17 protein-coding genes and 1 pseudogene are annotated in these 19,515 nt (G+C 60.1%); 16 read left to right on the top strand and 2 right to left on the bottom strand.

The genetic code is table 11. From position 1 onward, the window contains the following. The 7 genes from murD to ftsZ all read left to right on the top strand — a co-directional run. A partial coding sequence (gene murD / locus VNM72_08260) for a UDP-N-acetylmuramoyl-L-alanine--D-glutamate ligase (protein HXF05395.1) occupies positions 1-1,217 on the top strand: 1,217 nt, incomplete at its 5' end. Beyond that, positions 1,214-2,374, top strand: a complete 1,161-nt coding sequence (gene ftsW / locus VNM72_08265; GenBank protein ID HXF05396.1) for a putative lipid II flippase FtsW — start codon at positions 1,214-1,216, stop codon at positions 2,372-2,374. The genes murD and ftsW, both read left to right, overlap by 4 nt. After that, entirely contained in the window at positions 2,364-3,587 is a 1,224-nt protein-coding gene (gene murG / locus VNM72_08270) for an undecaprenyldiphospho-muramoylpentapeptide beta-N-acetylglucosaminyltransferase (protein HXF05397.1), read from the top strand. The genes ftsW and murG overlap by 11 nt, the downstream gene beginning before the upstream one ends. A gap of 14 nt (positions 3,588-3,601) precedes the next feature. Beyond that, positions 3,602-4,975: a UDP-N-acetylmuramate--L-alanine ligase gene (gene murC / locus VNM72_08275; GenBank protein HXF05398.1), complete on the top strand. Its 1,374-nt coding sequence runs from the start codon at positions 3,602-3,604 to the stop codon at positions 4,973-4,975. Position 4,976: 1 nt separating this feature from the next. Further along, positions 4,977-6,020: an FtsQ-type POTRA domain-containing protein gene (locus VNM72_08280; protein ID HXF05399.1), complete on the top strand. Its 1,044-nt coding sequence runs from the start codon at positions 4,977-4,979 to the stop codon at positions 6,018-6,020. A gap of 3 nt (positions 6,021-6,023) precedes the next feature. Next, on the top strand, positions 6,024-7,268 hold the full coding sequence (gene ftsA / locus VNM72_08285) for a cell division protein FtsA (GenBank protein ID HXF05400.1): 1,245 nt from the start codon (positions 6,024-6,026) through the stop codon (positions 7,266-7,268). A 165-nt stretch (positions 7,269-7,433) separates the two neighbouring features. Next, entirely contained in the window at positions 7,434-8,591 is a 1,158-nt protein-coding gene (ftsZ, locus tag VNM72_08290; protein HXF05401.1) for a cell division protein FtsZ, read from the top strand. A gap of 302 nt (positions 8,592-8,893) precedes the next feature. Here the strand turns inward: ftsZ and VNM72_08295 are convergent, their stop codons facing one another. Together VNM72_08295 and VNM72_08300 are read right to left on the bottom strand one after the other, a co-directional pair. Next, on the bottom strand, positions 8,894-10,423 hold the full coding sequence (locus VNM72_08295) for an alkaline phosphatase family protein (GenBank protein ID HXF05402.1): 1,530 nt from the start codon (positions 10,421-10,423) through the stop codon (positions 8,894-8,896). Further along, positions 10,420-11,745, bottom strand: a complete 1,326-nt coding sequence (locus VNM72_08300; protein HXF05403.1) for a nucleotide sugar dehydrogenase — start codon at positions 11,743-11,745, stop codon at positions 10,420-10,422. The genes VNM72_08295 and VNM72_08300 overlap by 4 nt, the downstream gene beginning before the upstream one ends. Before the next feature lie 777 nt (positions 11,746-12,522). Between VNM72_08300 and VNM72_08305 the strand changes: the two genes are divergently transcribed. From VNM72_08305 to VNM72_08345, 9 genes and pseudogenes are all read left to right on the top strand, one after another. After that, positions 12,523-12,813 (top strand): hypothetical protein, encoded by a 291-nt coding sequence (locus tag VNM72_08305; protein ID HXF05404.1) that lies wholly within the window; start codon positions 12,523-12,525, stop codon positions 12,811-12,813. 89 nt (positions 12,814-12,902) lie between these two features. Further along, on the top strand, positions 12,903-13,271 hold the full coding sequence (locus tag VNM72_08310; protein ID HXF05405.1) for a type I restriction-modification system subunit M N-terminal domain-containing protein: 369 nt from the start codon (positions 12,903-12,905) through the stop codon (positions 13,269-13,271). After that, positions 13,261-14,277 (top strand): AccI family restriction endonuclease, encoded by a 1,017-nt coding sequence (locus VNM72_08315; protein ID HXF05406.1) that lies wholly within the window; start codon positions 13,261-13,263, stop codon positions 14,275-14,277. The genes VNM72_08310 and VNM72_08315 overlap by 11 nt, the downstream gene beginning before the upstream one ends. Further along, on the top strand, positions 14,274-15,830 hold the full coding sequence (locus VNM72_08320) for an N-6 DNA methylase (protein HXF05407.1): 1,557 nt from the start codon (positions 14,274-14,276) through the stop codon (positions 15,828-15,830). The genes VNM72_08315 and VNM72_08320 overlap by 4 nt, the downstream gene beginning before the upstream one ends. Before the next feature lie 80 nt (positions 15,831-15,910). Then, a pseudogene (locus tag VNM72_08325) lies at positions 15,911-16,141 on the top strand (SAM-dependent DNA methyltransferase). A gap of 77 nt (positions 16,142-16,218) precedes the next feature. Next, positions 16,219-17,406 (top strand): Fic family protein, encoded by a 1,188-nt coding sequence (locus VNM72_08330; GenBank protein HXF05408.1) that lies wholly within the window; start codon positions 16,219-16,221, stop codon positions 17,404-17,406. A gap of 71 nt (positions 17,407-17,477) precedes the next feature. Then, positions 17,478-17,768, top strand: a complete 291-nt coding sequence (locus tag VNM72_08335) for a nucleotidyltransferase family protein (GenBank protein HXF05409.1) — start codon at positions 17,478-17,480, stop codon at positions 17,766-17,768. Then, positions 17,765-18,103, top strand: a complete 339-nt coding sequence (locus VNM72_08340) for a DUF86 domain-containing protein (protein HXF05410.1) — start codon at positions 17,765-17,767, stop codon at positions 18,101-18,103. The genes VNM72_08335 and VNM72_08340 overlap by 4 nt, the downstream gene beginning before the upstream one ends. A gap of 85 nt (positions 18,104-18,188) precedes the next feature. Then, a complete protein-coding gene (locus VNM72_08345) occupies positions 18,189-19,499 on the top strand; it encodes a restriction endonuclease subunit S (GenBank protein ID HXF05411.1) in 1,311 nt (436 codons plus the stop codon). The last annotated feature ends 16 nt before the right edge of the window (positions 19,500-19,515 follow it).

Below are 19,515 nucleotides of genomic sequence, written 5' to 3' on the forward strand. Positions count from 1 at the left end.
TCGTCGTCAGTCCGGGAGTTCCTCTTACGCTCGAGCCGCTCGTGCGTGCCCGTGCCGCCGGTATTCCCATCATCAGCGAGCTGGAACTGGCGAGCCGATTCCTCACCGGAACCCTCGTCGCCGTGACCGGCTCCAACGGAAAGACGACGGTGACAACCCTCATCGGAGAACTCCTGGCCGCGGCGGGGCTGGAGACCTTCGTCGGCGGGAATATCGGTCGGCCGCTGACGGACTTCATTGGCCGGACGACGGAAGCGAGCGTCATCGTGGCCGAGGTGAGCAGTTTCCAACTGGAAGCGATTGAGACGTTCAGGCCTCAGGTGGCGGTGGTAACCAACATCAGTCCCGATCATCTCGACCGGCACGGAACGCTGGAGGCCTACATTCGCGCCAAGCGCCGCATCTTCCTCAATCAGCAAGAGCGGGATTGGGCCGTGCTCAATGCCGACGATCCGGTCGTGCGAGAAATGCGCGAGGCGACACCCGCGCGACCGATTTTCTTCAGCCGGAGAGAGCAACTGCACGAAGGCGTTTGCTTCCATGACGGGCGAATCGTTCTCCGCGCCGGAGGGGAGGAGCGGGAGCTGATCCGTCGCGAGGAGCTTCCGCTGCGGGGCTGGCACAACGTGGAAAATGCGATGGCGGCACTCGGAGCGGCGCTCGCCGCCGCATCCCTTTCTCGAGTCGGTATGGACGAACGGCACCGGGCGATGTCGGTGGCCGATCTTCTGCCGCTCAGCGATCACATGCCTTTTCGTCAGACCCTTCAGTGCTTCACCGGTGTGGAGCATCGGCTCGAATGGGTGGCGGCGATCCACGGCGTGGAGTACTTCAACGACTCGAAGGCGACCAACGTGGACTCGACCCTCAAGGCCCTGGACGCCTTCGAGGGGAACATCGTGCTCATCCTCGGCGGCCGAGATAAAGGAAGCGATTTCACCGTCCTCCGTCCGCTGGTCCAGCAGAAGGTCAAGCACATCATCTTGCTCGGCGAGGCCAGCGCCAAGATCGCTCAGGCTCTGGCGGGAACCGTCCCCATGACACCGGCGGCGACGATGGCCGATGCCGTGCGGTTTGCCGCCGAACGGGCCGAGCCGGGCGACGTCGTTCTTCTGGCACCGGCCTGTGCCAGCTTCGACATGTTCGACAATTACGAGCATCGCGGGCGCGTCTTCAAAGCTGAAGTGGAAAAATTGCGGAGGAACAACCGACCATGACGACGCGGGGAGAATCCCGGCTTTTTCCTCGCACGGTGGGGGCAACGCGGCTGGCACCGAAGCTGATCAGCGATAAGTGGCTGTTCACGCTCAGTGTCGGATTGGTCATTTTCGGCGTCGTCATGGTCTACAGCGCCTCGGCCGTGCTGGCGGAGGAACGATTCGACAGCCAGTACTACTTCCTCGTGCGTCAGGCCATGTGGGCGGTACTCGGACTGACCGGGCTCATCGGGGCCATGCACATTGACTATCACGTCTATCAGAGGCCGCGCGTGGTCTTTCTCATCCTGGGCGTATGTCTGGTCCTGCTCATCGCCGTCTTCTTTTTCCCGCCGGTCAATCACGTTCACCGGTGGATTCGCGTTCGCTCGTTTTCCTTCCAACCGTCGGAGCTGGCCCGCCTGGCGCTGATTATTTTCCTCGCCGCGTATCTGGACCGGCGGATTCCAGCGGGCATCAAGCAGTTCTGGATGACGTTGTTCCCGTGCGCCCTGGTGGCGGGACTTGTGATCGGGCTGATTTTGCTCCAACCCGATTTCGGCACGGCGCTCATGCTGGGTTTGATCCTGGCGACGATGTTGTTCATCGTGCGCGTTCCCCTGAAGCAGCAGGCGACGTTGCTCATTCCCCTGCCGCTGGTGATGTATCTGGCGCTCATTCGGGTTGACTGGCGGCTGGATCGCCTTCGCGCCTTTCTCGACCCCTGGCAAGACCCGCAGGGGCGCGGCTTTCAGGCCATTCAATCGCTGGTGGCGCTGGGCAGCGGCGGTCTCACCGGCGTGGGGTTTGCGCAGGGGAAACAGAAACTCTTCTTCTTGCCCGAACCCCATACGGATTTCATCTTCTCGCAAATCGGGGAGGAACTCGGATTGTTGGGAACCGGAGCGCTGGTCCTCGCGTTCGGGCTCATCTTCTGGCGAGGCGTTCGGATCGCCCTGCGGGCCCCGGACAGTTTTGGGATGCTGCTGGCGACCGGGATCATCGCTTCGATCACGCTCCAGGCCCTTTTCAACATGAGTGTGGCCGTGGGCCTGCTGCCGATTAAAGGGATGCCGTTGCCGCTCATCAGTGCCGGCGGATCGTCCCTTTTCATGACGCTGACGATGATCGGCATTTTGCTCAACATCGCCGAACAGGGGAAAGAGGATGCCGATTAAAGTTCTCATCGCTGCTGCTGGAACCGGCGGACATATTTTCCCCGGCATTGCCGTGGCGAAGGAATTTCGCCGCCGCGATCCCGATGCCGAGATCGTCTTCGTGGGGACGTCGGCCGGGCTGGAGACGAAGATCGTTCCCCGCGAAGGGTTCGAGCTGGAGCTGATTGACATCGCCGGTCTCGCGCGCGTGGGACTGCGGGCCATGCTGCGGACGGTGCTCCGGCGGCTGCCGAAGAGTCTCTTTCAGAGCTGGCGACTGCTGCGCCGTCGCCGACCGGACCTGGTCATCGGTATCGGCGGATACGTATCGGGGCCGGTCGTGCTCGCCGCCGTCCTCTGTGGTATTCCCACGATGATCATCGAGCCCAACGTGTCCCCCGGTCTGACCAATCGGATTCTGGGACGCCTCGTTTGCCGGGCCGCCGTGAGCTTCCCGCAAACGCTCGCCTCCTTCGGCGACAAAGGTCGGCTGACGGGCAATCCCGTGCGACCGGAATTCTTCGCCTGCGCCGAGGCGTCACGACCTCTCGCGGCGACGACGCGGCGGCACCTTCTTGTTTTCGGCGGCAGTCAGGGGGCACACGCCATCAATCAGGTGATGGTGGAGGCGCTGCCCATTGTTTACCGACGGCTGACGAACGAGCGACCGGATCTGGAGTTGACCGTCACGCATCAAACGGGAGAACGGGATTACGCTTCGGTGCGCGCGAGCTATGAACACCTCGGGTTGGGAGATCGGGTCCAGACGGTTGTTTTCATTGACCGGATGGCCCAGGAGTTCGCGCGCGCCGATTTGATCATCTCGCGGGCGGGAGCCACGACGATCGCCGAGCTGACGGCCGCGGCCAAGCCGGCGATTCTCATCCCCCTGCCCACGGCGGCGGACGATCATCAGCGAAAAAATGCCGAGGCGCTCCAGCGTGCGGGAGCCGCGCGGTGTTTGCTCCAGGCCGAGGCGACTGCCGAGCGGCTGGCCGAGGAAATCCTGACGCTCATCGCGGATCCGGAGAAGCTGAGAGCGATGTCCGAGGCGAGTCGCAAACTGGCGACGCCGGACGCCGCCGCCCGGATTGTTGATCTCGCCTACGATGTCCTCAAAAGCGGCGCGCGGGACTCGACCCGGGCCGCATCGGCGACGCCGGATCGCCCGGCAGTCCGTTGTCTGGCGACCGCATGGATCGCAGCGCTGATTGTGGTGGGCGCGATGGGCTGATCTCTCATCGGCTTATGCTCAAACGCATACGACACGTGCATCTGGTGGGAATTGGCGGAGTCGGCATGAGCGGCATCGCGGAGTTGCTGCTCAATCAGGGGTATCACGTGACCGGCTCGGACCTGAAAGCCTCCCCCGTGACCGAGCGATTGCAACGGCTCGGCGCCCACATCCGGATCGGTCATCGCGCCGAGAATGTGGGTTCGGCCGATGTCGTCGTCTACTCGACGGCGGTGCGATGGGACAATCCCGAACTCGTGGAGGCGCGTCAGCGACAGATTCCCGTCATTCCCCGGGCCGAGATGCTCGCCGAGTTGATGCGGCTGAAATACAGCATCCTCGTCGCCGGTTCGCATGGGAAGACGACGACGACATCAATGATCGCCACCGTTCTCGCACAGGCCGGACTCGATCCCACCATCGTCGTGGGGGGACGGCTCCGCGCGCTGGACAGTCACGCCAAGCTCGGCAGCGGCGAGTTCATCGTCGCCGAAGCCGATGAGAGCGACAAATCCTTCCTCAAACTGACCCCGACGTTCGCCGTGGTGACGAACATTGATCGGGAGCATCTGGATTTCTATCGCGATCTGGAGGAGATTCAAGAGTGCTTCGTTGAGTTCGTCAATCGGGTGCCGTTTTACGGATCGGTGATCGCCTGTCTGGATGACCCGAATATCCAGGCCATCATTCCGCGCGTGACGCGGAAACTGATCACCTACGGTCTCTCCTCGCAGGCCGACGTGACGGCGGTGGAGGTGGACATGCCGGATTGTTTCCACGCCGCATTCACGGCGCGGTGGCGGGGCGAGCCGCTGGCGCGAATTGAGATGAGCGTCTCCGGTCTTCACAACGTCTACAATGCGCTGGCCGCGGTGGCTCTTTCACGGGACCTGGATATATCGCCGGAGATCACGGCCAGCGCCCTGGCCGAATTCCGGGGTGTGGACCGTCGCTTCCAGGTGAAGGGGGAAGTGAACGACGTCCTCATCGTGGACGACTACGGACACCATCCGACCGAGATCAAAGCCACTCTGGCTACCGCGCGCGGATGCAACAGGCGCACCGTCGTCGTCTTTCAGCCGCATCGCTATACGCGCACGAAGTTTCTCATGGACGAATTCGCCCGCGCTTTCTACGATGCCGATGTATTGCTCATCTGCGACATCTATCCGGCGAGCGAGGATCCGATCGAGGGGGTGACGGCGCAGGTTCTGGCCGAACGCATTCAGAGCTTCGGCCACAAGGATGCGCGCTACGTCGGAGGTTTGGACGAAGCGGTCGAGGCGCTCCTTTCGCTGATTCGTCCGGGCGATCTGGTGCTCACACTCGGTGCGGGGAACGTCTATCAGGTCGGAGAGAAGTTGCTCGCTCAGTTGGGAGGAAAGTGAGATGGCATCGGAACTGGGTCCACAGGTTGTTACACCGAGGAAGCGTCCGCGGGCCAGGACCTGGCCGCGCAGCCAGCAAGTCAGCGGCCGCGATCGTCGCCAGCCCGGGGCGCTCAGAAGCTGGCTGAGGGAGATGGGGCGGCGCGTGTCCGGTTCATTCCTTCTCCCGGCAGTGCTTCTGGTCGGACTCGCGATGGCCGCCTATGCGGTGGTGACGAGTTCCGCCTTCTCGCTGAAAAAGGTGATCGTGACGGGAACGTCGCAACTGAGCAGTGAGGACATCGAATCGCCCGTGCGCGAGCGGCTCCGCCAGAGCATCTTCGCCGCCGACCTCGAGACTCTCCGCGAGGAACTGAAGAAGATTCCTCTCGTCAAGGAAGCCGAGATCAGTCGCCTTCTCCCCGACACCATCATCGTGCGCCTAACCGAGCGAACGCCCGCGGCGCTGGTGGCACGACTCAATCACACGCCGGTGGTCGTGGACGAGGAAGGGGTGATCCTGGGCGATTATCACCTGCTCGGAGAGACGACGATGCCGCTTCTGGTCGGTTGGGACGAAGAGGAGTCCGACCGCGCGGCGGATGAGAATCGCCGTCGCGTGGCGTTTTATCGTCAGCTCCGGGACGTACTGAGCCGTCCGCCCGACTTGTGGAATAAGATTGACCAGGTCAACCTTCGCACTCTGGACGACGTCGTCATTCACCTGACCGAGAGTCCGGAGACGCGCCTGCATCTGGGGAACAAAGATTTCCGCAGCCGGCTCGAACTGGCCCTTGCCATCCTGGAAGCTCTTCGGAAGCATGACGCCGCCGGACTGCGTCGGCTGGGGATTATTCCCAGCGAGGAAATGCTCCAGGGAGATGTCACCGTCAGTTATCTCGATGTATCACAACCGACGCGAGTGGTGATCCGGCTCGCCGAGGTCACGCGCAACCCCTCCATCCCGTCTGATGAGAAAGCACAAGCTCCGGTTCCATCCTCCAAGGGGATGTCACGTTCTGCTGCGACTCGTGACGCTCTGATCAAACGACATCGAACGAGGTGACTTATGGCCAGACAAGAATCGCACATCTTCGGAGTAGACATCGGGACCACCCGTACCACGGCCGTCGTCGCTGAAATGAACGACGAGGGCAAACTGGAAATCATGGGCGTTGGGGTGGCCGAATCCCGGGGTTTGAGGAAAGGAGTCATCGTCAATCCCGAAGCGGCTGCCGAACCGATTCGACGCGCTGTCGAAGAAGCGGAGCGGATGTCGGGATTGATCGCCGAATCGGTTCACGTCTCCATGTCGGGGACGCTGCTGAAGGGATTGAACAACCGGGGGATCATCGCCATCACCAGCGCCGATCGGCGGATCACCCGGGCCGACATCAAGCGGGTCATCGAGACGGCCTGCGTCGTGAGCCTGCCGGGAGGCCACGAGATCATTGATGTACAGCCCCAGGAGTACATCATTGACGGGCAAGATGGCATCAGTGATCCGCTCGATATGCTGGGAACCCGTCTGGAGGTCGCCGTCCATATCATTACCGGACCGATTACGGTCCGACAAAACATCGTCAGCGCCGTCAACCGCGCCGGACTGCTGGTGGCGGATGTGGTGCTGGAACCCGTCGCTGCTGCCGAAGCGACGCTGACCGAGGACGAACGCGAGTACGGATCAGCGGTGATCAACATCGGCGCGGAGACGACCAGTCTGGCGATCTACCAGCGAGGAGCGGTACAGCATACGGCCATCTTCCCCCTGGGGGGAACACACTTCACCAACGACATCGCCTTCGGGCTGAGAACGCCCATTCCCGAGGCCGAGCGGATCAAGCGGACCTACGGCTGCGTTCTGCCATCGCTGGCCGCCGAGAGCGACGAGGTCATCGAAGTCCCCAGCGTCAGTCGGCGACCGCCGCGAACGCTCTCGCGCCAGATTCTCTGCGAGATCTTGCAGCCGCGTGCCGAGGAGCTGCTCGGCGTGGTCTACGATGAGATCAAACGGGCGGGCTACGAGCGGGAACTCTCCTCCGGGATCATTCTCACCGGCGGGGGCGCACTGCTGCAGGGGCTCGCCGATCTCGCCGAACAAGTATTCGATCATCCGACGCGGCTCGGTTATCCCCTGGGCATCAGCGGCCTGTCCGATGATATTAATGGGCCGATTGCCACAACCGCCATCGGACTGGTCCTCATCGCCCACCGCGGACGGATGGGCCACTACTACCGAACGCCGTCGCAAGCCAAGGCGATGTCCCGAACGGCCGCTCGTGTCAAGAGCTGGCTGGGAAACTTTTTGTCCTGATGGAAGAGTCCGGGGATTTCCAGATGATGCAAGGGATCGAAGACTATCGCTCGTGGTGGTGAGGTCCCCAGCACGACTCATCCGGAACCAAGCCTCGACAAAGACGAGGCTCATGATTTCGCTCACACAAAGTGAGCGGGAACTCAATAACAGTGAGGAGGTAAAATGATGCCAGCGGAGACGAAACCGGCAACCAACATCCTGAGATTAGACTTTGCCGACGAAGCCACCAACGGCGCCGTCATTAAAGTCATCGGCGTCGGCGGGGGCGGCGGCAATGCCGTCAACCACATGATCGAGGCCCAGATTGATGGGGTTCAGTTTATCGCTGCCAACACGGATCTGCAGGCCCTGAGAATGTCCAAGGCCCCGATTAAACTGCAAATCGGGGCCAAGCTGACCAAAGGCCTGGGCGCGGGCGCCAATCCCGAAATCGGTCGTCAGGCGGCGCTGGAAGACACCGAGAAGATCCTCGAAGTCCTCGAAGGAGCGGACATGGTCTTCATCACCACTGGCCTTGGCGGAGGGACGGGGACGGGAGCTGCTCCCATCATCGCCAGCCTGGCCACCGAAATCGGCGCCCTGACCGTGGCCGTTGTCACCAAGCCCTTTCACTTCGAGGGACGCCGCCGTATGCTCCAGGCCGAGCAGGGAGTCCGCGAACTTCGGGAGTGCGTGGACACGCTCATCACCATTCCCAACGAACGGCTCCTCTCGGTGGTGGATCGGAATGTCTCTCTGGTGGATGCCTTCAAGATGGCCGACGATGTTCTCCGACAGGCCGTTCAGGGAATCTCCGACCTGATCACCGTGCCCGGGCTCATCAATCTCGACTTCGCCGACGTCAAGACGGTCATGTGCGGGATGGGCATGGCGCTCATGGGCATCGGCACCGGCACCGGCGAAAACCGCGCTCTCGATGCAACAAAGAAAGCGGTGTCCAGTCCTCTGCTGGAGGAGACTTCGATTGAAGGAGCCAAAGGCGTCCTGATCAACGTGACGGGAGGACCGGATCTCACGCTCCACGAGGTCAACCAGTCCATCTCGATGATCCGGGAGATCGTCCACGAGGACGCCAATATCCTCGTGGGAGCGGTGATTGACGAGGGCATCAAAAACGAGATGCGCATCACGGTGATTGCCACCGGTTTCGATTACTCGGCGTCAGCGGCAAACACGCCGGTGGCCACGCCGACCACGCGCGCGACCGGTTCACGCCTGTCTCAGCAATCGCTCCTTGGCTCCGACGCATTACCGGGGAATCCCTCGCGCTCTCACTCGGATCTCGATGTGCCCGCGTTCATTCGCAAGAAAGCCGATTGATGCCGAGAGGATTCGCCCGCGCAGTTCAGGGAGCGATCTTCCCGGTGACCTCCTTCTGCGGCATGGAGGGGAACCGGCAGAGTTACGCCGCAGGCTGACCGACAGGGCATCGCGATGGGGGCTGACGGTGCTGTGACAACGGGATCGTCTCCGCTGGGGCCACCGTGAGGCCGTTGGAAACGTTCGCACATCCCGGGACGCCTCGCCTCTGCCCCCCGCGATGACTCTCTGATGGAGGCCGACGACGCAGCATGGGCGCCTTCATGCGGGTGAAAGAACAAAACCGCCCCGCGCACACAACCTCAGCGGTCGCCTTGATGATCCGACCGTCGGCCTGCCCGGGCGACAACCTGATCGAGCGCCTCGTCAATGGAAACGACGTCGGGCAGAGGCGTGGTCGTCGTCATGATGAATCCGGTCGAGGATCGGGCCGTCAGACTCCCGTGCGTGCCCTGAAGCCGAACGATTCGATCGAACGTTGAAGATCCAAAGAAGTAGCCATCGTCGAGGCTCAGAAGAAGATCCGCCGGGTTTTCCACCGGCCCATCAAATGCTCTCACCAACCGACGCAAGGCATCAGGATAGGGACCATCGGCAGTGGCGATGAAAAGTTCGTTCTGTCGGATGAAACCGTCGGCTTCGATCTTCCCTTCCCGGGTCAGTCGTTGCACAAGCGGCAGCAACCGAAGCGGATCCCCCTCGAGTGCCTCATAGCGATAGGCGTCCCGCTCCCGGTCAAAATGAATGCGAGCCCGGCCCCTCCGTCCTTCAACAAGTACCCCGCTGCCATCCCGGTAGACGGCCAAATCCACTCCTTCCAGATGCACGAGCCGCCGGGCAAGCTCCGGGACATCCTCGCGCCGGGCATACAGAGCAACAGCGCCGATGAGCCCATAGCGCGGGATGACAACCGCTTTTTCCGGGCCCAGGCGATCGGCGAGCCTGTATCCCTGCGCCTGAAGAAAAGCTTCCAGAGGCACACGCCGACTGGGCACAAGCGTATTCCCGTGATCGGAAAAAAGCGTGATCTCCAGACGCCCCTCGCTCGTCAGAAACAACTCCCGTATCAGAGCATCAATCATCAACAGATACGGTCGAGCTTTCTCCGGCGAGCGAACATGGAGCATCGAATCGGTCGTCGCAAGATGCGCGATAAATACTCGCGCGCGCGTCCGAAGAAATGACCGATGCAGTCGCACCAGATCATCGCGCAACGCGCGCCCCGGAATCACAAAAGCCGGACCGCGCAGCCATCCGGGAAAGTCATAGTCGAGTAACCGATGGTAGGAGGTATCTTGCCGGAGGGTGACGGAAATCCCGCCGCGAAGCCGATTCTCCTTTCGGTCGAAGTACCGGTTCTCATATCCTCGCACGGGGGGAGCCCGCAAAACGGTGGCGAGCGCGAGTTCGGAATCCGCGGGGAAGGTGCTGATCAATTTGCTCGGCGCATGAAATTCATGGAAAAAGCCCTGGTTCCAGAGATCGCGAATGACCTCATAGGGCACACCATCGAGGCACAGCACGAGATGTCGTCCACCCTCCGAGACGCCGTTTGGCCGAAAGAAATCGGCGGTGAGTTCAGGACCGAGGACTCTCGTGAGCCGCTCGGCGCGACCATCGAAATCATCGTCGAGCTGAACGATTCGCTGCTCCGGGCGCGACGGTCGGTGATACTCCCAGCGGTCGGGCCGACCGTCCCGGTTGCGATCCTCCTGGCGGAGAAGCGCAAGATCAATCGGCAAGAGTCGCCCCCACTGATAGAGAGGGACAGCCGCACCGGCGAGGATGGAGATCGCGAACGAGACAGCCAGCACTCGACCCACCGACATCATAATCGAATCACGTTCGCACAATTTCCGAGATCGCGAGTAGCGTTGCGCACATCCACGACGACCCGCGCGCGCTCAACGACACGACGGTAGTCGAACGCCGAGTGATCGGTATGGATGAGAATGCAATCGGCCGCCTGAAGAAGTTCGTCCGACAGTTCGATAGAGGTCAGCACCGTTGTGTTGACGGTGACCTGGGGGATGTAAGGGTCGGCATACGACACCCGCGCTCCCCGACGCAGCAGCCCTTCTATGATGGCCAGTGCGGGTGATTCTCGGACATCGGCCACGTTGCGCTTGTAGGCCACGCCGAGCACAAGCACGTGCGAGCCGTTGACGGGCTTCCCCTGCCCGTTGAGCGCCTCCGCGACCATATCAACCACGTAATGGGGCATGAAGGAATTGATCTCCTGGGCGACGCCGATCAGCCGGGGTTCAAATCCGTGGAGTCGCGCCTTCCAGGTGAGATAGCTCGGATCCACCGGAATGCAATGGCCACCGATGCCCGGCCCCGGATAAAACGGCATGAAGCCGAAGGGCTTGGTGGCCGCCGCCGAGATCACTTCCCACACATCCATCGAGAGAGCACGACACAGCAACGCGAATTCATTGGCCAGAGCAATATTGACGGCGCGGAAGGTGTTCTCCAGAAGCTTGGCCGCCTCAGCGACACGAGCCGACGACACGCGATGGACGGTCGTCACAATCCGACGATAAAGCTGTTCGGCCAGGTCGCCACTGGTGCGACTCACTCCGCCGACGATCTTGGGAATGTCCCGCAACAGGTAAACCGTATTGCCCGGATCAATCCGTTCCGGGGAATAGGCGAGGAAGAAATCCTCATCCAGTTTCAATCCCGTTTGCTCGAACAGCGGCAGCAACATTTCCTCGGTGGTTCCGGGATAGGTCGTGCTCTCGAGGATCACGAGCTGACCGTGATGAAGATAGTGCTGCGTTTGAGCGGCCGCGAGCCGGATGTAGGAGATATCGGGCTCGCGCGATTTATTCATCGGCGTGGGAACGCAGATGAGCACCACATCGGCCCGGGCCAGTGGAGTAAAATCAGCCGTGGCATGAAACCGCCCTGCCCGTACCACAGCGTCCAGGCGTTCGGGGATGACGTCCGAAATGTAGCTCTTCCCTGCCCTCGCCTGTTCAACCCGATCCACATCCACATCAATTCCCGTGACGGAAAAACCCGCCTCTGCAAATGCCACCGCCAGCGGCAATCCCACATACCCCAGCCCGATAACGGCGATCTGTGCGCTCGTTGTCTCGATCTTTGCGGCCAGTTCTTGAGACGATTCCCGTTGACGGCTGCTCATTACGCTCAGGCCTCCTGGGGTTTGATGTAGAGGAGGTATTATTGCCAACGCAGCGCGCCTACGCCAGAAAAAGACGCACAACCAGTGGCCTACTCCGGATGAGCAGAAGAGCTGGCAACAGCAGCTTTCCAAACATCGTCAGGATAGAGGCAGCCGTTTCTCGGCGCTCTTTCTGGCGTGAAGCTCTCTGATCGGGTGGGCCTGGAAGACCCGAGCGACATCATTCGGTGGCAAGACGTGAGTCCTCTGCCCGGCAGACCCCTCCGGGACTTTCGCCCTGAACCTGCGCGCTCTGGCGAAATTGTCTCCGCCCCCGGCACCGCGCTGATGCTCGCTCTTTGGCCTTCCTCGATCAGATCTTCACACACGCAGCGGTTGCACCTGCGATCGGTGAAAAAGGATGTTGACACCCCCTTCCCATGTGGCCTACTATACCGCGCTGTATCTAACGCGGGCGTCTCCAGAGGCGAGGCCCGGAAGGTGCTGTGTGACGTATGAGAAGACCCCGGCGCTCACAGGCTAATTTCGATGACGACTCGGCTCCACTCAGGGGCGCTGGCCTGGACGGTGAGCGTCACCTAGAGCGTCGTGAATCGGTGAGAGAACGGCCAATGCGCGCACCGGCGCTTCTCGCCGAACGACACACCGGGACGAAGGAAAGAACTGGATGCCCCAACCTTTCTCTGCCGTAGAGTGCAGTAGCGCGGCTGGACGAAAGAAGTCGCCACCATGTGCGAGGGTCTCCAGAGTGAAGGACAGATTCTCACCGGCCCGCTCTTGAACGAACCGATGTGGGTAGTGACCGTGCGCGGGAAGGAGTCAGAGGCATGGATCGCCCGACCGGTCGGCGCACAGTCGGAACCGTTCCGCAAGATCACCGCGTCCCACATGGACGTTCCGACCCTGGAGGACCTCACGCAGTTGAAACACTCGCGCAAGGTCACCATCTCTGCTGGCGCAACCACGAAGGCCCGCGATCCCGGACGCACGGCACACCGCAAGGCCACACATTTTTTTAAGGACGCAAGCCGGATGAACTCCAACTCAGATGTTACGTCCTGCCGCTGATGAGGTGAAACCAATGGGTGCGCAGTCAAGGAAAAACTCCAAACCTCCGGATGGGAGCGGCGCCACCGTCGGCTACGAGGCTATGGAAAATGAACATCCGATTGTCAGCACAATCAAATAGGGGTGGTGCCACCGTCGGCTACGAGGCGGAACTGTGGCGCATGGCCGACGCCCTGCGCGGCTCGATGGACGCCGCCGAGTACAAACACGTCGTCCTCCGTCCAATCTTTCTCAAAGGAGGCGAATTGCCGACCTGTCTCTCCATCGCCTGCCGGAATCCAGCCAAGATGAACCTGGCGATTCGGGGAATTGACGGCGGCACTGAGCAGCACGACGCCTTCCCAGGCGACCGCTTCCCCGACCTCGAAGCTGATTACGTCCTGGCCAACGCACCCTTCAATAGGAAGGAGTGGGGCGGCGAGCGGCTGTTAGCGGGCACAGGGAGCGATGGGAATTAATATAATGACCTTCGCAGACAGGAATAGCTGTAGGGGCGGATCCTTCTTTGAGGCTGCGCTGGCTGTCCCCGCGGAGGAGATCGAGTTCCTCTTCTCAGAAAGGATCCTTCTTCCATGGGCAGAGCATATCCTGAATCCCAGGCGGCTTCGCGGCAGCGACTTCTTGATGCGTTGGTCGCAAGGCCGGTGGAGTGAAGAGCTGGTCGTGCAAGCTGTGAACAAAACCCGCCGATATTTCGCCTTGCCGTATGGTCCAAGCGGGACGGCTCCGAAAGGCGATGTCCGAGAGTTCGAGCTTTACTTTGAGCGTCTGGAGAAGGCAAGCCTCGGGAAGATGAAGCGGCCGGATTTACTGATATTCCGCACAGCCGACAGGGTCGAGATCGAGAAGCTCGTAGGCGATCTAGGCGGTCTGAAGGAGCTTCCGTTCACGGGCGAAAACGATCCACGTATGGTCAAAATTCTTGCTCTTGCGGTTGTGGCGGCGGAATGCGAAAACAGCTTGTGGATAGCGAAAAAGATGCCCGACTACGGGAAGGTCCTAACACCACAGCGGAGGCTTGCGGGAAAGTTAGGGTTGAAGAAAAATGCCATTACTCCTACAATTGTTTTGAAACATGAGGACCGAGAACCATTGAGGGAGTGGCAGAAAACTCACGGGATTCCTGTACATATTTGGCACCTTTTCTACGACCTGGCTTTTGGGATCTCCCTCGATGATGCCGAACGACTTATTAGGGAGGGCTACATTGAGGGAACGAGGCAAGTATTTCAAGCACCTGGGGGTGCCACAACGCAGAAAATCATCTACAAAATCTACTACCAACACGCCTTTTGTTTGGGCGAAGTCGTCGAGACACCGCGACTGGTCGCTGCAAGCATCACCGACGACAACGGTCATATCCTACCCTACGTTAGATTCGAAGGCGGAAGGCTCGATTTGTCGTCTCAGGCCCTCGACGTCTTAAAAAGGCTTGCGCAGAGGAATCCGGAGCAGCGCCGATGATGAGAGCACAACAGAAGTTCCCTCCAAGCGGTCCTGAGCGCGAAGCGCTGAGGGAAAGGGGGCAGTTTTGGACCCCTGATTGGATCGCCGAGGCAATGGTCGGTTATGTTCTTGCAGGCGGAAGCGACACCATCTTTGATCCTGCTGTCGGCGCAGGTGCCTTTTTCCGGGCAGCAAAAGTGGTCAGCCGACAACTTGGGCGAACGTGCAAGCTTATGGGCACAGAGGTGGATGAAGAGGCGCTTAAAGAGGCGCAGGCCAGCGGCCTATCCGAAAGTGACCTGGCCCTGGTGGAGCTTAGGGACTTCGTACTGAATCCCCCGGCAGGTCCATTTGAAGCGATTGTTGCTAATCCGCCTTACATCCGGCATCACCGTCTTACGCAAACGCTTAAGGGACAGTTGCGCGACCTTGGCAAGAAAATCATCGGCCAGTCACTGGACGGGCGGGCTGGGCTTCATGTCTACTTCCTGCTCCGCGCGCTTGAGCTTCTTGAGCCCGAACGAGGACGACTGGCCTTCATCATATCGGCAGATATTTGTGAAGGCGTGTTTGCCTCAATTCTCTGGGATTGGATCAGCCGACGCTACCGGATTGAGGCGGTGGTGACTTTCGCCCCAGAGGCGTCCCCTTTCCAGGGGGTGGATACGAATCCCATCATCCTGATGATTCGCCGGACGGCTCCGGCGCCGCATCTTCTATGGGCTCGTTGCACGGAACCGGGGACCGCCGAGCTGAAGCGCTGGACCCTCTCCGGGCTGCGCTACCGGCCGACCAGCAGCTTGGAGGTTTTCGTGCGCAAGCTCGATGAGGCTCTGGCGACGGGGCTGTCGCGGTCTCCGCGCGAGGCGGGCCTCAATGGGCCACGGCTTGGAGATTTCGCCAGTGTTCTTCGAGGCATCGCCACGGGCGCCAATGAATTCTTCTTCCTTACCCGCAAGCAGGGCGAAGCGCTGGGGATTCCGGATGAATTTCTCCGTAAGGCCATCGGCCGAACCCGCGATGTGCCGGGCAGTGTAGTGGACGAGAGATTGCTCGCCGAACTTGAAGCCTTGGGTCGGCCAACGTTGCTTTTCTGCCCGGATGGTCGCAGGCTCGATCAATTTCCTCCCGCTGTGCGGCGGTATCTCGAGGAGGGAGAGAGGAAAGGGCTTCCCAGGCGGCCACTTTTGGCAACCCGTCGGCCCTGGTACAAGATGGAAGTAAGAAAGGCTCCGCCGATCCTTTTTGCCTACCTCGGTCGCAGGCATTCGAGATTCGTGAGAAACCTTGCCGGTGTAATACCACTGACGGGCTTTCTGTGCGTGTACCCTCGGTCTGATGACCCGGCGTTTCTGGAAAAACTGTGGTCCGTACTGAGTCACCCCGCGACGTTGGAGAACTTAACTTTCGTGGGCAAGTCCTACGGGTCGGGCTGCATTAAGGTTGAACCCCGAGCGCTCGAACGCCTCATTTTGCCGGAGGATGTTGTCAGGAAGTCTGGACTGACGATACCACGGCGCAGTGTCCAAGAAGTCCTACCACTGCAATGGGTGCCGCGCATTGGAGGCTGATGAAGGTGCAATCACAGGTAGCTTTCCATCCTCTTTCAGTGGAGGACGGTTGGGGTGAGGGCAACCCTGTGATGGCGGTGTATGCAGACATTCCAGGGTTTTGCATGGGCGCTGCACGGGAGGAGATCCGCCAGCACGGCTACGTCCTCACCCCCGGCCGCTACGTGGGCGCGGCCGTAGAGGAGGAAGACGACGAGCCCTTCGAGGTGAAGATGGCGCGGCTCGTGGCCCAGCTCCGCGAACAGCAGGCCGAGGCGACACGGTTGGATATAGCAATTTGGAAAAACTTAGGGGAACTCGGGTATGAATGAGACCTTATTAACCGAAGGGGCGAGTTCGTTTAATAACTCCAAGGCTTATTTAACGAAATGACAATAAGGAGATTCTCATGCGGCGTGGCTTGACGGGACGTTATGAGATAAGCAATGTGGGCGGCGAGACCATCCGGGCATTCATTCCTTATCCGCTCCCGCCGAAACCGCCGCTTCAATTTGACACTCAGCGTCAACAACTGCTAGAACGCGCAACCGTAGCCTTAGGTCGGTTAGATAGCGTGACCTTGCTTTTGCCCGAACCTCATCTATTTCTCTATGCCTATGTGCGCCGAGAGGCAGTTTTATCTTCGCAAATTGAAGGGACTCAATCTTCATTAGCGCAGTTGCTGCTCTTCGAGCTGGAAGAAGCGCCGGGAGCGCCTCTTGATGATGTGATCGAGGTATCCAATTACGTGGCTGCCCTTGAGCATGGTCTCAAAAGGCTTAAGGAAGGCTTTCCGCTTTCGAATCGGCTTATTCGCGAGATGCACGCGATCTTGCTCTCCAGGGGGCGTGGAAGTGAAAGATCGCCGGGGGAATTCCGCCGTACTCAAAACTGGATTGGAGGAACCCGGCCTGGGAATGCCCACTTCGTGCCCCCTCCTCCGCATTACGTAGAAGATTGCATGGCCCAACTGGAGCGATTCCTTCATCCAGAAGGCAATCCATATCCTGCTCTGGTGAAAGCTGCGCTGGCACATGCGCAATTTGAAACCATTCATCCTTTTCTCGATGGCAACGGGCGCATTGGACGGCTTTTGATTGCATTTATTCTTCACCACGACCGGCTGTTGTCTCAACCCTTGCTGTACCTCAGCCTTTATTTTAAGCAGCACCGCGCCGAGTATTATCGTCTCCTCGATCTTGTGCGTACCGAGGGCGATTGGGAAAGCTGGTTGGATTTTTTCCTGGAGGGCGTGGAGCAAACGGCAACCAACGCCGTCGTAACCGCCCGACGCCTGCTGGCGCTTTTCCGGCAGGACGAACAAGCCATTCAAGGCTCACGGCGAGCAGCTTCTACGGCTTTGCGCGTGTTTCGGGTGCTCTGCGAACGCCCACTGGTGACTGTGAACCAGGTCTGTGCGCGTACTCAGCTCTCTTTTCCTGCCGCTGCGCGCGCCCTGGAGATATTGGCAAGCCTGAACATCGTCCGCGAGATCACTGGTCAGCGTCGCAATCGCGTGTTTGCCTATCAGAAGTACCTGGAGATTCTGAGCGAAGGGACCGAAATAAGTGACGACAGACGAAGGGATCGGAGTTGAGTTGCGCGCCCAGCAGGCGGAGGCCCGCCGCCCGGATGAAGCCATTTGGAAGAACCTGAAGGAGTTAGGATATGACCCTTGAGCGACTGTTGAAGGAGAAGCGGGAGGAGATCCTTAAAATCGCTGCCAAGCACGGCGCCCGCAACGTGCGCGTGTTTGGATCCGTCGCCCGCGGCGAAGCGGACGAGCAAAGCGACATAGACCTCATTGTGGAGTTCGAGCCCGGCCGGAGTCTCCTCGACCACGCGGCCCTCTGGCTCGAGCTGCAGGAACTGCTCGGGTGCAAGGTGGATGTCGTGAGCGAACGTGGCATCCAGCCGCGCATTCGTGATCGGGTATTGCGCGAGGCGATTCCCCTATGAGGGATCCCAAAGAGCGCCTCAGGGACATCCTGGATGCCATCGCCCGCATCGAGCGCTATGCCGCCCGCGGCCGTCAGGCGTTCGAGCAGGACGAGCTGATCCAGGTCTGGATTATTCACCACCTTCAGGTCATTGGTGAGGCCGCGGCCAATCTCGGCCGGGATTTTCACCAGGCGCACCCAGAGGTGCCGTGGCCTCAAATCGTTGCCATGCGCAATGTGCTGGTTCACGAATACTTGGGAGTGGATCTTGAGGAAGTCTGGAGGACGGTGGAGCACGACCTGCCTGCCTTAAAGCAGGCTATTGGGAGGCTTTTAGAGACGCTGGAGGAATGAACATCACATCCGTGTGCAGCGCTCGTGAACAGCATGCCGAGGCACGACGGGTGGAGGATCCAGAAAAACCTGAAGGAGCGGGGGTATGGTGGGTGAGTGGCAAGAGTTAGCCATTGGTGATTTGGCTGATCTGCATACGGAGCAGGTCAACCCAATGGAGCATCCTGATACTCTTTTCCAGCATTTCAGTATTCCGGCCTTCGATGAGGGCCAGAAACCGGCCCTACAGCGAGGCTCTGAGATTGCAAGCCATAAGTTCTCTGTCCCGGAAGGTGCGATACTTGTTTCAAAACTTAACCCTCGCTTCCCACGGGTTTGGGAGGCTCGACTCAATAGTGGACTGCCTGCGGTGGCCTCTACAGAATTCTTGGTGCTTCGACCACGCGGACGGACGAGCTCTCGTTTTCTGAAGTATTTGTGCCTCTCACCAACGTTCTTCGCCGAGATGGAGACCAGAGCTACAGGCACATCAGGAAGTCACCAGCGGGTACGACCAGATGATCTCTTGTCAATAAAGGTTCGTGTCCCTCCCCTCCCCGAACAGCGCGCCATTGCCTACATCCTCGGGGCGCTGGACGACAAGATCGAGCTCAACCGCAAGATGAGCCAGACGCTGGAGCAGATGGCGCGGGCGCTGTTCAAGGCGTGGTTCGTGGACTTCGAGCCGGTGGGGACTAAGATGGAAGGTCGCTGGCGCCGCGGCGAATCCCTCCCTGGCCTTCCCGCCCACCTCTACGACCTCTTCCCCGAGCGCCTTGTCCCCTCCGAACTCGGCGAGATTCCGGAGGGATGGAAGGTAACATCCCTTCCCGATCTGGTCGAGATCAATCCACCGCGTCCATTACGCAAAGGCGAGATGGCGCCTTATTTGGACATGGCGAACATGCCGACTCGCGGACATGCACCTGATGCAGTTGTGGACCGCCCTTTCGGCTCGGGAATGCGATTCATCAATGGTGACACTCTCGTGGCACGGATCACGCCATGTCTAGAAAACGGCAAGACGGCATTTGTCGACTTTCTCCGGGACGGACAAGTTGGCTGGGGCTCAACCGAGTATATCGTGCTACGCCCAAGGCCTCCGTTGCCTGAAGAGTTTGCTTACTGTCTAGCGCGGAGCGAGGCATTCCGTGAATTCGCTATCCAGAGCATGACGGGAACCAGTGGCCGGCAACGTGTGCAAGCCGATTCACTTCAGCACTTTCGTTTGCCGCGAGTTCCGGCACCGGTCGCAGAAGCGTTTGGCCGAGCGATCAAACCTCTGTTCGCGCGGTCCTCCGCAGCCGTGCGCGAATCCCGCACTCTTGCCGCTCTGCGCGACGCGCTCTTGCCCAAGCTCATAAGCGGTGGGATTCGGGTGAGGGATGCGGAGCGGGTTCTCTCTGGTCATTTATAGGATTCGGAGGGGCAAG

The sequence above is a fragment of the Blastocatellia bacterium genome (genome assembly GCA_035573895.1).
Lineage (GTDB): Bacteria > Acidobacteriota > Blastocatellia > HR10 > HR10 > DATLZR01.